10 protein-coding genes are annotated in these 13,767 nt (G+C 62.1%); 8 read left to right on the top strand and 2 right to left on the bottom strand.

What is annotated here, in order from left to right; all coding sequences use genetic code 11:
• Positions 1-6 precede the first annotated feature (6 nt).
• Genes QZ656_RS04270 through ampD form a run of 3 tightly spaced genes read left to right on the top strand, consistent with a single transcriptional unit; the run spans position 7 to position 3,538 of the window.
• A complete protein-coding gene (locus QZ656_RS04270) occupies positions 7-1,599 on the top strand; it encodes an ATP-binding protein (RefSeq protein ID WP_291992220.1) in 1,593 nt (530 codons plus the stop codon).
• Entirely contained in the window at positions 1,590-2,960 is a 1,371-nt protein-coding gene (locus tag QZ656_RS04265) for a sigma-54 dependent transcriptional regulator (protein ID WP_291992219.1), read from the top strand. The genes QZ656_RS04270 and QZ656_RS04265 overlap by 10 nt, the downstream gene beginning before the upstream one ends.
• Positions 2,957-3,538, top strand: coding sequence for a 1,6-anhydro-N-acetylmuramyl-L-alanine amidase AmpD (gene ampD / locus QZ656_RS04260; protein WP_291992218.1), 582 nt, complete (start codon positions 2,957-2,959; stop codon positions 3,536-3,538). The genes QZ656_RS04265 and ampD overlap by 4 nt, the downstream gene beginning before the upstream one ends.
• A gap of 12 nt (positions 3,539-3,550) precedes the next feature.
• On the opposite strand, the gene QZ656_RS04255 is transcribed toward ampD, so the two are convergent.
• Positions 3,551-4,711: a pyridoxal phosphate-dependent aminotransferase gene (locus QZ656_RS04255; RefSeq protein ID WP_291992217.1), complete on the bottom strand. Its 1,161-nt coding sequence runs from the start codon at positions 4,709-4,711 to the stop codon at positions 3,551-3,553.
• A 107-nt stretch (positions 4,712-4,818) separates the two neighbouring features.
• Positions 4,819-6,657 carry a phosphoenolpyruvate carboxykinase (GTP) gene (locus tag QZ656_RS04250; RefSeq protein ID WP_291992216.1) on the bottom strand — a complete coding sequence of 613 codons (1,839 nt, stop codon included), beginning with the start codon at positions 6,655-6,657 and terminating at the stop codon, positions 4,819-4,821.
• Between the two features lie 363 nt (positions 6,658-7,020).
• Between QZ656_RS04250 and QZ656_RS04245 the strand changes: the two genes are divergently transcribed.
• The 5 genes from QZ656_RS04245 (at position 7,021) to QZ656_RS04225 (ending at position 13,762) form a co-directional block, all read left to right on the top strand.
• Positions 7,021-9,321, top strand: a complete 2,301-nt coding sequence (locus QZ656_RS04245) for an NADP-dependent malic enzyme (protein ID WP_291992215.1) — start codon at positions 7,021-7,023, stop codon at positions 9,319-9,321.
• A 108-nt stretch (positions 9,322-9,429) separates the two neighbouring features.
• The gene (locus QZ656_RS04240; protein ID WP_291992214.1) at positions 9,430-10,572 is read left to right on the top strand and encodes a patatin-like phospholipase family protein; all 1,143 of its coding nucleotides are present in this window, start codon (positions 9,430-9,432) and stop codon (positions 10,570-10,572) included.
• 125 nt (positions 10,573-10,697) lie between these two features.
• The gene (gene pbpG, locus QZ656_RS04235; protein ID WP_291992213.1) at positions 10,698-11,813 is read left to right on the top strand and encodes a D-alanyl-D-alanine endopeptidase; all 1,116 of its coding nucleotides are present in this window, start codon (positions 10,698-10,700) and stop codon (positions 11,811-11,813) included.
• Between the two features lie 298 nt (positions 11,814-12,111).
• The gene (locus QZ656_RS04230) at positions 12,112-12,576 is read left to right on the top strand and encodes a hypothetical protein (RefSeq protein ID WP_291992625.1); all 465 of its coding nucleotides are present in this window, start codon (positions 12,112-12,114) and stop codon (positions 12,574-12,576) included.
• Positions 12,557-13,762: a hypothetical protein gene (locus QZ656_RS04225; protein ID WP_291992212.1), complete on the top strand. Its 1,206-nt coding sequence runs from the start codon at positions 12,557-12,559 to the stop codon at positions 13,760-13,762. The genes QZ656_RS04230 and QZ656_RS04225 overlap by 20 nt, the downstream gene beginning before the upstream one ends.
• Positions 13,763-13,767: the final 5 nt, after the last annotated feature.

The raw sequence follows: 13,767 nt of genomic DNA, 5'->3' as shown, positions 1-13,767 counted from the left end.
TGAGCGATGCTGACCGGCGCCGAGCCTGCTGAGGAGCAGTTCTCCGAGACGCACTGGAAGTCGCTGCGCTATTTCAACCTCTATCGCCTGGTTGTCGCCGTCCTGCTGTTCTTTTCGGCGCTGTTGTATCCCTCGGTTTTTCTGATATCCGGCCCGGACCATGGTCTGCGGCATCTGGCGCTGGCCGGCGTTTATCTGATCGGCACCGCCGCCGCAGTGCTCCTGGCGTATCGCCATCGTCAGCATGCGACCATGCAGTTGACCGCCAGCGTCGTCGTCGATGTGCTGGTCATGACCTTGTTGATTCATCTCGGCGGCGGCCTGGGTAGTGGCCTCGGTTCGATGCTGCTGGTGACGCTGGCCGGTGCTGGTCTGGTCGGGCAGGGGCGTCTGGTCTTGTTCTACGCGGCGATGGCGACGCTGGCGGTACTCTTTGAGCACTCGTATCGGGCGCTGGCGACTGACGTCGATGCGGCCAGCTTCTTTCAGGCGGGGGTCTTCAGCGCCGCGTTCTTTGCGGTGGCGATTTCGGCCAGATTGCTGGCGCGCCGGGTGTTGGCCAACGAGGCACTGGCGCGTCAGCGCGGGCTTGATCTGAAGAACCAGACGGTGGTCAGCCAGCGCGTCATCGAGGAGATGGAGGACGGTGTGCTGGTCCTCCGACGCGACGCCAGTGTCCGGCAAAGCAACCCGCGTGCCCGCCAACTGTTGGGACTCGACGGTGACCAGGAGTACCGCTTGGCCGAGTATTCACCGCAACTGGCAGAGAACTTCGTCGATTGGTGTCGGAGTGGCAGCGACGAAGTCGTGCTGGTGCGGGTGCCGGCGAGTGGTTTTCGGCTGCGCGCGCGGTTTGCTGCAACCGCGAGTTCGGAAAGCGACGTGCTGGTTTTTCTCCAGGATATGGGCCACCTGCAGGAGCAGGCGCAGCAGTTGAAACTGGCCGCACTCGGACGACTGACTGCCAGTATTGCGCACGAGATTCGTAATCCGCTTTCGGCGATCAGTCACGCCGGCGAACTGCTGCACGAAGAGCGGCGTGGCGAGACCTACGAGCGTTTGCTGCGCATCTTGTTGGATAACACCAAGCGTCTCGAACGGATCGTCTGCGAAGTGCTCGAACTCGGGCGCCGCGATCGCACCTATCGCGAATTGATCGATCTGCAGGTGAGCTTGCCGCCGTTGATCGACGAGTACCTGGCCACGGAGGGGTTGCCGGCCGACGTGGTTGCCCTCGAGTTATCGGCAGGCGCCACGCTTTGCTTCGATCGTTCCCATTTTCATCAGGTGCTGGGGAATCTTCTGGGTAACGCGCTGCGGCATTCGCAACGCCGCAGCGGCAGCGTTCGGCTGCTGGCCGCTGCGGCCAAAGTGGCCGGAAAAACCGAACTGCAGGTGATCGACGATGGTGAGGGAGTGGACGAGGAGTGCCGCGAGCACATCTTTGAGCCATTCTTCACCACGCATCATCGCGGTACTGGTCTGGGACTGTACATTGCGCGCGAGTTATGCGAGGCGAACGAGGCGCAACTCGAATTGCTGGGCTCTCGGCAGGGCGCCCATTTTCGTCTCTTGGGGAGGGCTTCAGGGTGTCAGTAGTCAAGACGGAGCGTCGCCCACGTGGTGACTTGGCAAGGGTTCTGGTGGTCGATGACGAGGCCGATATTCGTGAATTGCTGGATTTGACACTGGCTCGCATGGGACTGTCCGCGGATTGTGCGGGGAGCGTCGCCGAGGCCCGGCAACTGCTCGAACGGCAGCGCTATCAACTGTGCATCACCGATATGCGCTTGCGCGACGGCGAGGGTCTGGAGATCGTCAGGTTGATTGGCGAGCGCTACGGGCAGACGCCGGTAGCGGTGATCACCGCTTTCGGCAGTGCCCAGAATGCGGTCGCGGCACTGAAAGCGGGGGCCTTCGATTATCTGGCCAAACCCGTCGCACTGGAGCAGTTGCGTAGCCTGATCAAGTCGGCACTGAGCTTGCCGCAGCAGAGTGGTGAAGTGAGCGGCGCGTCGTCGACAGCGACCGGCGGGCCGTTGATTGGCGACTCGGCAGCAATCGAGAACGTTCGTCAATTGATCGACAAGCTGGCCAGGAGCCAGGCGCCGGTCTACATCTCCGGCGAGTCGGGGACGGGAAAGGAACTCGCCGCGCGCCTGATCCACGATCGAAGTGCGCGTCACGCGGCGCCGTTCGTGCCGGTGAATTGTGGGGCGATTCCGGAAAACCTGATGGAAAGCGAGTTCTTCGGTTATCGCAAGGGCGCCTTTACCGGCGCCGATAGTGACCGCGAGGGTTTCTTTCAAGCGGCCAAAGGGGGGACGCTGTTCCTCGACGAGGTGGCCGATTTGCCGCTGGCGATGCAGGTCAAGCTGCTACGTGCGATTCAGGAGAAGAAGGTTCGCAAGGTCGGCAGCGCGGCCGAAGAAGTGGTCGACGTGCGCATCCTGTCGGCGACCCACCGGGCGCTCAAGGGATGTGTCGATGAAGGGCTCTTTCGTCAGGATCTCTACTACCGATTAAACGTCATTGAGCTACGGATGCCGGCGTTGCGCGAACGCCGCGAAGACGTCGCGCCGCTGGTCGAGGCTTTGTTGCAGCGCATCTGCGGCGCGCAAGCACCGCAGATGCAGCCGCCAGCGCTGCAAGCGCTGGCCGCGTACAGCTTTCCCGGCAATGTCCGGGAACTCGAAAATATTCTCGAACGCGCGACGGCGCTGTGCGCCAACGAGGCGATCGTCATCGACGACCTGCAACTGGCGCCGGCCGCGGTGGCTGGTGGCAGCGTCGGCCGGGACGGTGAGGCGCTTGACGAGTACCTTAACCGCCTCGAGAAGCAGGCGATTCTCGATGCCTTGACGAAAACGGCCTTCAACCGTACGGCAGCAGCAAGGCTGCTTGGCGTCAGCTTCCGCTCCTTGCGCTATCGAATTGAGCGGCTGGGTATCGAAGAGTGAGCGGCTGCTCTCGCGACCCGGGCCTGCGGCTGCGCGACGATGGCTGGCTTGATGGCGCCCGCCAGATAGCGTCGCCGAACTGCGATCGGCGTCCCGAAGGCGAAGCGCTGTCGCTGATCGTCGTCCATGCGATCAGCTTGCCGCCAGGACAGTTCGCTGGCGACGCCATCGCGCGGCTATTTACCAATCGGCTGGATGCGGCGGCTCACCCCTACTTTGCGCAGATCAGTACGCTGCAGGTGTCGGCGCATTTCCTGCTTCGACGCGATGGCGAGTTGATCCAGTTTGTCTCCTGTCGGCAGCGCGCCTGGCATGCCGGCGTGTCGTCGTGGAACGGGCGTTTGCGCTGCAACGATTTTTCGCTGGGAATCGAACTCGAGGGTTGCGACGACTTGCCCTTCGCCGACGTCCAATACCGCCGTCTGCTCGACCTGCTCGGTTTGCTGTGTGCGCACTACCCGATTGAAGCGGTGGTCGGGCACAGCGACGTCGCACCCGGTCGCAAGACCGACCCGGGGCCTCATTTCGACTGGCAGCGTCTGGCATCGGTCGGCGACCTGCCCGGTTCTTGCCGCTGAGCAGCGGCGCCGTCAGCCGAGAAAACGGCCGATTCGGTCGACCGCTTCGGCCAGCCGTTCGACGCTGGCTGTATAGGCAAAGCGCAGGTGTTTTTCGGGCGCGTTGCTGCCGAAGTCCAGTCCCGGCGTAATCGCCACGCCGGTCGCTTCGAGCAGCTGGCGCGCGAAGCGATCGCTGTTATCGGTCAGCCGGGCGCAATTGGCATAGAGGTAGAAGGCCCCCCCCGGCTTGCCTGGCAGGACGAAGCCGAGGGCTTCGAGCGCGGGCGCAAGAAAGTCACGACGTCGCCGGAACTCGTTTCTTCGTTCCTCGAGGATGGCGATTGTCGCCGGTTCGAAAGCGGCTAGGGCGGCGTGTTGTGCGGGTGTCGATGGCGCTATGAAGAGATTCTGGGCGAGCTTTTCGATGTCGCGAGCGAAGCGTTCGGGGACGACCAGCCAACCGAGCCGCCAGCCGGTCATGTTGAAATACTTGGAAAAGCTCTGAACGACGAAGATGTCGTCGCCGAATTGCAGGGCCGTTGAGGCCTCGCCTTCGTAGGTCAGCCCATGGTAGATCTCGTCGACGATCAGTTGCCCACCCTGCTGCCGGATGAAGCCGGCGATCGCCGCCAGGCTGGCGTCGTCGATCAGCGTGCCGGTGGGGTTGGCTGGTGACGCCAGGAGGGCGCCCGCGCTGCGCTCGTTCCAGTGTTCCTGGACGTCGGCGAGCGTCGGCTGAAAGTTGTTTTGCGCGTGCACCGGAATGCCGACCGGTCGCCCTTCGAAGCTGCGCACGAAGTGGCGGTTGCAGGGGTAACCCGGGTCGCTGAGCAGCCACTCGCTGCCGGGCTCGGCGAGGCATGCCATGGCCAACAACAGTGCGCCCGAAGCACCAGCGGTGACGACGATGCGCGAGGCGGCGACGCTGAACCCGTAGCGCGTGCTATAGAACGCAGCGATCGCCGCGCGCAGTTCCGGAAGCCCGAGTGCCGACGTGTAGAACACTCGGCCGCCGGCCAGATGCTGCTGTGCGGCGGCGAGCACCGGCTCGGGTGTCGGAAAATCGGGCTCACCGACTTCCATGTGGACGATGTCGCGGCCCTCGGCTGCCAGGGCTCTGGCGCGCGCCATCAATTCCATGACGTGGAAGGGCGCGATGTCGGCGAGGCGGCTGGCGGGAAAGGTCGGCATGGTTGGTCGGTAGCTGTTCGTCGGAGCGAAGCAGTTTACTCGCAAGGCGCGCCCGAGGCGAAAAAAAGGCCGCCCGCAGGCGGCCTTTCGATGATCAGCGCCGGTACTCAGGCGGCCTGGAATTCCTTCGCCAGCTCATTGCGGATGTCTGCGAGCTTGGGAGGCAGTTTGTCGCCCATCTTGGCAAACCACTCCTTGACGCCTTCCAGTTCGCTCTTCCACGCCTGCTGGTCGAGGCTGGTGACGCCAGCGAATTGCTCCTTGGAGAAGTCTGTTCCGGACCAGTCGATATCCTCGTAGTTGGGCATCCAGCCGAGGGCGGTCTTGCGCGCTGAAACCGTGCCTTCGCAGCGGTCGATGATCCATTTGAGGATGCGCGCATTGTCGCCGAAGCCGGGCCAGGCGAAACCGCCCTGTTCGTTGGTCCGGAACCAGTTGACCATGAAGATCGGCACTGCCGTGTCGGCGGCTCCACCCATCTTCAACCAGTGGCTGTAGTAGTCGGCCATGTTGTAACCGCAGAACGGCAGCATGGCAAAGGGGTCGCGACGAACGACACCCTGCTGGCCGAAAGCGGCCGCAGTCGTTTCCGAACCGAGCGTGGCGGCGGCGTAGACGCCGTGATCCCAGTCGACGGTCTGGCAGACCAGCGGCACCGTCGAGGCGCGACGGCCGCCGAACAGGAAGGCCGAGATCGGCACGCCTTCGGTGCTCTCCCACTGGTCGTCGATGCACGGGCACTGCGACGCTGGTGCGGTGAAGCGCGAGTTCGGGTGCGCGGCCTTGGTGCCTTTCTCTTTGGCGATCGCGGGCGTCCAGTCGTTGCCCTGCCAGTCGATGGCGTGCTCGGGCGCCGGGCCCATGCCTTCCCACCACACGTCGCCATCGTCGGTCAGCGCGACGTTGGTGAAGATGGTGTTCTCGGCGAGCGAGGCCATGGCGTTGAAGTTGGTCTGATCATTGGTGCCCGGCGCGACGCCGAAGAAGCCCGCTTCCGGGTTGATCGCGTACAGACGGGTGACGCCATTCTTGTCCTGGCGCGGCTTGATCCAGGCGATGTCGTCGCCGATGGTGGTCACTTTCCAGCCGCCGAGGCCGGCCGGCGGCACCAGCATCGCGAAGTTGGTCTTGCCACACGCCGACGGGAAAGCCGCGGCGACGTAGTGTTTCTTGCCTTCAGGCGATTCGACGCCGAGGATCAACATGTGTTCGGCCATCCAGCCGTCATCGCGCGCCATGTTGGAAGCGATGCGCAGGGCCAGGCACTTCTTGCCGAGCAGCGCGTTGCCGCCGTAGCCTGAACCGTAGGACCAGATTTCGCGGGTTTCGGGATAGTGGACGATGTACTTGGTGGTCGGGTTGCACGGCCAACGTGGGTCCTTCTGGCCGGGCTCTTTCGGAGCGCCGATCGAGTGCACGCACGGAATGAAGGTGCCGTCGGTGCCGAGAACCGGGAACACCGCCTTACCCATGCGGGTCATGATCTTCATGTTGACAACAACGTAGGCGCTGTCCGTGATCTCGACGCCGATCTGGGCGATTGGCGAGCCAACCGGGCCCATCGAGAACGGGATCACGTACATCGTGCGGCCCTTCATGCAGCCCTTGAAGGCGCCGTTCAAGGTCTGGCGCATGGTGGCCGGGTCTTCCCAGTTGTTGGTCGGGCCGGCGTCTTCTTTTTTCTCGGAGCAGATATAGGTGCGGTCTTCGACGCGCGCCACATCGGAAGGGTCCGAAAATGCCAGGAACGAGTTCTTGCGCTTTTTCAGCTTGGTGAAGGTGCCGGCTTCGACCAACTCGGCACAAAGACGGTCGTACTCTTCTTGCGAACCGTCGGCCCAGACCACCTGGGCTGGTTCGGTAAGGGCCGCAATGTCGGCAACCCATTGCTTCAGGCGTTCATGTTTGACGTAGTCCGGGGCATTTATGGAAACAGGCTGGTTCATGGTAATCACTCTCGAAGGAAGGTGGAGGAGCGGAACTTACCGTGGCGTGGCGCGCGCAGAGTCTGAACAACGGAGCCTGGACCCGGAAGGGTCCATCCAGCCCAGTTGGGGGCGACGCGTCGGTCGCGGCTGGCGAAAAAGAAACCCGGTGCAGCAGGAGGGCATTGGCATACTGAGTGGTGGTGCTACAAGGTTGTCGGGGTTTGTGTAATTATGCCACAGGTCAAAGCCGCACTGGCGACCCGTCGATGAGTGGTAGGCAGCCGTGAGGCTTGCGGGGGCGCTTGGGAGTCCGTCGACGATTGACCGTTGGGGAGCCACAAGCAACCGCTTTGGCTTGATATTTTGCCAGGAGAAAAAGTCATGAATAAAGACAAAGACCAGTTGCGTACTGCCGCCCTGGCCTATCATCGCAAACCACGACCGGGCAAGATCGCAATCCAGCCGACCACGTCGCTGACCAACCAGTACGACCTGTCGCTGGCGTATTCGCCAGGAGTGGCAGCGGCTTGCGAAGAGATTGTTGCGTTTCCGGGTGAGGTCAGTACGCTGACTTCGCGCGCCAATCTCGTTGGCGTGATTACCAATGGCACGGCGGTACTGGGTCTCGGCGCAATTGGCCCGCTGGCGGCCAAGCCGGTGATGGAAGGTAAGGCGGTACTGTTCAAGAAGTTCGCCAACATCGACGTTTTCGACCTGGAGATCGAGGAGCGCGACCCTGATCGCCTGGTCGATATCATCGCGTCGCTGGAGCCGACCTTTGGCGGTATCAACCTCGAGGACATCAAGGCGCCGGAGTGCTTCTACGTCGAGAAAAAACTCCGTGAACGGATGAAAATTCCGGTCTTCCACGACGATCAACACGGTACGGCGATCGTCGTTGGCGCGGCGATCCTCAATGGCCTGCACCTGCAGGGCAAGGAACTCGATCAGGTGAAGGTGGTCACCTCGGGCGCTGGTGCTGCGGCGCTGGCGTGTCTGGATCTGCTGGTGATGCTGGGTATTCCAGTCGAGAATATCTGGGTGACCGACATCAAGGGGCTGGTCTACGAGGGTCGCGTCGAGGATATGGACGAGATCAAGGGACGTTACGCCAAGCAGACGGACGCGCGCACGCTTGATGATGTCATCGGCGGTGCCGACGTCTTCCTCGGGCTGTCGGCCGGCGGCGTTCTCAAGCGTGAGATGGTCGCCAAGATGGCCGCGTCGCCATTGGTCATGGCGCTGGCCAACCCCAACCCGGAGATCACACCAGAAGACGTCAAAGCGGTACGTAGCGATGCGATCATCGCTACCGGGCGCTCGGATTACCCCAACCAGGTCAATAACGTGCTGTGTTTTCCGTTCATCTTTCGCGGCGCGCTCGACGTCGGCGCGACGACCATAACCGAAGCGATGAAGCTCGCTGCGGTCAAGGCCATCGCTGAGTTGGCGCGCGTCGAGCAATCGGAAGTGGCGCTCAGGGCGTATGGCGAGAAGGTCGCCAATTTCGGCCCCGAATACCTGATTCCAAATCCTTTCGACCCGCGCCTGATCGGCAAGATCGCGCCGGCGGTCGCCGAGGCCGCCATGCAATCGGGCGTCGCGACCAGGCCGATCAAGAACATGGAAGCCTACGAAGACAGCCTTGACGAGTTCGTTTATCACTTTGGCTTGATCATGAAGCCGGTGTTCTCGCAGGCCAAGCAGGCGCCCCGCCGGATCGTCTTTGCCGAAGGCGGCGACGAACGCGTGCTACGCGCGGTCCAGGTGATCGTCGATGAAGGTATTGCCAAGCCCATTCTGATTGGCAACCCGATTGACATTACGCACAAGCTCGAGGCGGCGAACCTGCGCGTCCGTCCAGGTGTTGATTTCGACATCGTTTGTGCCGGCCACAACGACTTCTACGACAACCATTTCGAGATCTACTGGCGAGAGTATCGGACGATGATGGAGCGCAAGGGCGTTTCGGCCGATTTTGCCAAGCGCGAGGTGCGCCATCACCCGTCCTTGTTTGGCGCGCTGATGGTGCGTATGGGCGACGCCGACGGCCTGATCTGTGGCACCTTTGGTCGCCATCATGTGCATCGCGACTATGTCGAGAACGTCATCGGCCTGGCGCCGGGCGTCCAGAGCCTCTATGCGATGAGTGTGCTGCTGCTGCCGGATCGTACCCTGTTCATCGCCGATACCTACATCAACTACGAGCCGACGGCTGAGCAGTTGGTTGATATGACCTTGCTGGCGGCCGACGCCGTACGCCGCTTCGGCGTGACGCCGCGCGTCGCACTGCTGTCGCATTCATCGTTTGGTACCGAGAATACGCCGACGGCGCTGAAAATGCGCGAAGCATTGCGCGTGCTGAAGGAGCGCGCGCCGCGCCTCGAGGTCGAGGGCGAGATGCACGGTGACGCGGCGATTGACGATCAGATTCGACAGCGCGTCTTTCCAGGCGATACGCGTCTGAAGGGTCAGGCCAACCTGCTGATCATGCCCACCCTCGATGCCGCCAACATCTCGTTCAACCTGCTCAAGATCGCTTCGGGTGACAGCCTGACCATCGGACCGATCCTGCTTGGCGCAGCGCAGCCGGTACATATTCTGACGGCGACGGCGACCGTTCGTCGCTTGGTCAACATGACCGCCCTGGCGGTCGTCGATAAATTGATGAACGAGCGCTGAACAAGTCGCTTCGCCTCGCCGCCAGCCGACCCGCTGGCGCGCTCGGCTGCGTGCCTGCTTCGCATCGCTTGGCTGGTGAATCTCGGGGACAGGGAACGTTGACAGCCGATGGCAAACGGTAGAATTGCTCTGATTCTGGGTGGTGGGGGCGCGCGCGCCGCGTATCAGGTTGGCGTTCTGCGCGCCATCCGCGACTTGCTTGATGACGGTCGGCAGAACCCGTTTCAGATCTTGTGCGGCACTTCGGCCGGTGCCGTCAATGCCGCGACTCTGGCGTGTTATGCACACAATTTTAGCGACGCGGTCGACGCCATGGACGACGTCTGGGCCAATATGCACGCCGGCCAGATTTATCGTGCCGACCCACTCGGAATCAGCCTGGCGGTGCTCCGTTGGCTGAGCGCGTTCTTGTTCGGTTGGGCGCTCAAGCGCAGTCCGCGCTCGCTTCTCGACAACCAGCCGCTGCGCCATCTACTTGAGAAGAAACTGCATTTCCGCAACATTGAGCGCTCGCTCGCCAATGGTACGCTATATGCTATAAGCATTACGGCATCGGGGTACGCGACGGGCGACGGCGTCAGCTTCTTCGAGGCCTGTCCCGAGGTGACGAGCTGGCGGCGCACGCAACGCGTTGGTTGCCGAACGCAATTGTCGGTCGAACATTTGATGGCTTCGAGCGCGATCCCCTTCATCTTTCCCGCCGTGCATCTCAATCGCGAGTATTTTGGCGACGGGTCGATGCGGCAACTGTCGCCAATCTCGCCGGCAATCCATCTCGGGGCTGACAAGATCCTGGTGATCGGTGTCGGCAAGAAGAGTGAAGTGAGTCAGCGGCAAAGCTCCCGCAGCTACCCGACCCTGGCCCAGATAGCCGGGCATGCGCTATCGTCGATCTTTCTCGACAGTCTGGCCGTTGACATCGAGCGAATGGAGCGTATCAATCGAACCTTGGCGAGCCTTCCCGGCGCGCTACGCGAAGGCGGCGAAGTGGGCCTGCGGCCGATCGAATCACTGATCATCGCGCCATCCGAGAGTCTCGATCAGCTGGCCGCGCGCCATGCCAGGGCGCTACCGTGGGCGGTCCGACTGCTGCTGCGCGGACTCGGGGCAATGAACCGGCGCGGTGGCGCGCTGACCAGCTATCTGCTCTTTGAACAATCCTATACCAGCGCGTTGATCGACCTCGGTCACCGCGATGCAATGGCTCGCCAGGATGACGTCAAAGCCTTCCTGGCGACCGAACGTATTTGATGTGCTACATTATGTAGTCTACCTATCCCCTTATTTTCCCGAAGTTATGGTTCTCCCGGAAGAAAGGTTGCGATAGAATTGTGAGAAATCGTAGTGGTCGATCGTGCGGGAGGTTCATGATGCGGATGATGCTTAGGGCAGTGTTGTTGGTGGGTACCCTGTTGGGTACCAGTTTGATGGCGATGGACGCGGCGCACGCGGTGGACAAGGCCAAGAGCAAGGAGGAAGCGCAGAAAAGCAAGGCGCGAGCAACGCCGAAGGCGCAGCCGGTAGCCAAGAAGAGCGCAACGGTGGCGGCAAAGCCGAAGGCGCAGCCGAAAGCGCAGCCGAAAGCGGCGAAGGCCAAGTCAACTCGCGTCGCCAGGAGCAGCAAGTCTGCGCCGGTGGCGACGACCGGCAAGAACAGCGCCAGCGTTCACAAGAGGAATGTGAACCGGGCCTTCGCCCATGACGTGGACCTGTGGCAGGAACCGGGTCGCCTGGCCGTGCAATCGGGTTCGGCACTGGTGATCGCCGAGGACGGTTCGGAGACCCTGTACGAGAAGAATGCCACGACCGTCGTGCCCATCGCGTCGATTACCAAGGTCATGACGGCGATGGTCGTGCTCGACAGCATGCCGAACTTGCAGGAAGCAATTACCATCACCGACGACGACGTCGATTATTTGAAGGGCAGTCGTTCGCGCCTGCAGGTGGGCAGCGTGCTGACCCGCGAAATGGCCTTGTTGCTGGCGTTGATGTCGTCGGAGAACCGTGCGGCGCACGCTCTCGGACGTAACTACCCGGGCGGCTTGCCGGCGTTCATCGTCGCCATGAACCGCAAAGCGGTATCGCTGGGAATGGCCCGGACGCATTTCGAGGATCCCACCGGGTTGACCAGCAACAACGTGTCGACGGCGCGCGATCTGGCGCGAATGGTTGCTGCTGCCCACCGCTATCCCCTGATTCGCGAGTTCTCAACGACCTCCGGAGCGACTGCCGAAGTGAAAGGGCGCGAGATCGAGTACCGCAATACCAATCAGCTGGTCAAGAGCCCAACCTGGGAGATCGGTCTGTCGAAGACCGGCTACATTCAGGAAGCTGGCAAGTGTCTGGTGATGCAGGCGCGCGTCGCAGACCGACCGGTGGTGATTGTGCTGCTCGATTCGGCTGGCAAGCAAACTCGTATCGGCGATGCGAATCGCATCAAGCGCTGGATGGAGAGCGCGGCAGCGTCTGGCAAGCATCCGACGCCTGCTTGAGTCGCGCCGATGAGTCACTGGCCACGGCACGCCGTGGCTTTTTTTTGTGGCGACGGCAAGCCGTTGGGCGTTCGCGTCTGCGGACACGTGCGCGAGCTGCCGAGGCAGCGGAATTCGTCGGACGCTGGCTTCGCCAGGAGTCACCTCGCCTCTGGCTGAAGTTGCTGGCGCACCCGTCGGCGATCTCGCTGGCTGCTTCGCCTGCTGGGCTGTTGGGGCGCCGCGTTGATGAACTGCGGCCAGCGAAGAGAGCAAGGGTTTCGGTCGCGTTGTCTGGTAGGATGCGCGCGTGATAAGAATGCTTCTCGCCATTAAATTCGGGGCTTCGCTTGGTCGGGCCCTCGCGCTCGGCCTGCTGACGGCGGCCCTGCTGATGGCCAACGCCCATGCCCAGACGGCCGAGTCGTCAATGGTGGTCATCACGCATCCGGCGACCCGGGAAGAGGCGATTCCCCGCGCGTCCTTGCGTGCGATCTTTGGCATGCTCCTCCAGAAATGGCCCGCAGCCACCCCAGTCAAGGTTTTTGTCTTGCGCGACGATGCGCCCGAGCACGCAACCTTCAGCAAGAGCGTGCTACAGGTGTTTCCGCATCAATTGCGGATGGCTTGGGACCGGCAGGTCTTTTCGGGGCAGGGACAGTACCCCGAGCAGGTCGCCTCGACGCAGGAGATGTTGGCTCGCGTGGCAGCGACGCCAGGCGCCATCGGTTACGCCAAGGCGAGCGAGGTTAATGAGAATGTGCGTGTACTCAAGATTCGCTAAGGCGGCATTCGCCGTTGCCCTGATTGGCGTGCTGGCGCTGCTGGGACGGCCAGCGCGCGCCATCGATTTGTTGGACGGCGACCTGCAGGTGCACGGATTTGCTTCGCTGACGCTGGTGAACACCTCTGACAATAACTTTTTCGGTCATAGCGACGATCGCATCAGTAAGGATTTCAGCGAGATCGGTGTCAATGCGTCATGGCGCTTGACACCGGATGTGCAGCTATCGGCCCAACTACTTTCACATACCGCCGGTGGCACCGATGACGGTGGCGTGCGCCTTGATTACGGGCTGGTCGACTGGACTGCGGTGTCCAGCGAAGAGGGGCGGGGTGGCATTCGCCTCGGACGAGTGAAGACCGCCTACGGTTTGTACAACAAGACGCGCGACGTTCCTTTTACCCGACCGAGCATCATCCTGCCGCAATCGATCTATTTCGACCGGACGCGCAACCTGACGGTGTCGGCCGACGGTGCGGAGATCTACCTTGAAAGCTACGACGAAGCCGGCACCCTGTCCGCCAGCCTGGCGCTCGGGCAGCCGCAGACGAACACCGAAGCGGCCACGGTGGCGCTGGTTGGTCTCAATCCGCCCGGTCATCTGGATGCCAAGCTGGCGCCCGATTTTCAAGCCATCTACGAGGGAGCTGGCGGCAAGTATCGGCTGGCTTTCACCGCCCTGCATCTCGATCTGCGCTACAAGCCGGGCTATGCCGACCGCTTGGCAGCGGGGCGCTTCAAGCTGACGCCACTAATCTTTTCTGCCCAGTACAACGCCGAGAACTGGAGTCTGACCAGCGAATATGCCAGTCGTCGAACGTCGGTCAAGGATTTCGGGCGCTTCTTCTACAACGGCGACGCGACCGGCGAGAGCTATTACCTGCAGGGCACTTACCGCCTGGCGCCAAAGTGGGAAGCGCTGGTGCGTTACGACGCGTATTACGCCGACAAAGGCGATCGCGATGGCAGCGACTTTTCCGCGGCGACGCGTCTGCCGGGTTTTACGCGCTTTGCCAAGGACTGGACGGTCGGCGTACGCTTCGACGTCACTCCTCAGTTCATGCTGCGCGCCGAAGCGCACCGCGTCAATGGCACCGGCTTTCTGGCCGTGCAGGACAACCCCGCGGCAAGCGATCTGCGGCAGTACTGGGATAACTTCATGTTGCTCGGCTCGTTCCGTTTCTAGTATTT

The organism is Candidatus Accumulibacter sp. ACC003 (assembly GCF_907163085.1).
Classification (GTDB): domain Bacteria; phylum Pseudomonadota; class Gammaproteobacteria; order Burkholderiales; family Rhodocyclaceae; genus Accumulibacter.
This window is presented reverse-complemented; position numbering and strand designations above follow the sequence as displayed.

Excerpts from the sequence above, each read along its gene's own strand:
- pbpG (WP_291992213.1), top strand. The coding sequence starts at position 10,698 with ATGATGCTTAGGGCAGTGTTGTTGGTGGGTACCCTGTTGGGTACCAGT.
- QZ656_RS04245 (WP_291992215.1), top strand. The coding sequence starts at position 7,021 with ATGAATAAAGACAAAGACCAGTTGCGTACTGCCGCCCTGGCCTATCAT.
- QZ656_RS04230 (WP_291992625.1), top strand. The coding sequence starts at position 12,112 with ATGCTTCTCGCCATTAAATTCGGGGCTTCGCTTGGTCGGGCCCTCGCG.
- QZ656_RS04250 (WP_291992216.1), bottom strand. The coding sequence starts at position 6,657 with ATGAACCAGCCTGTTTCCATAAATGCCCCGGACTACGTCAAACATGAA.
- QZ656_RS04255 (WP_291992217.1), bottom strand. The coding sequence starts at position 4,711 with ATGCCGACCTTTCCCGCCAGCCGCCTCGCCGACATCGCGCCCTTCCAC.
- QZ656_RS04240 (WP_291992214.1), top strand. The coding sequence starts at position 9,430 with ATGGCAAACGGTAGAATTGCTCTGATTCTGGGTGGTGGGGGCGCGCGC.
- QZ656_RS04270 (WP_291992220.1), top strand. The coding sequence starts at position 7 with ATGCTGACCGGCGCCGAGCCTGCTGAGGAGCAGTTCTCCGAGACGCAC.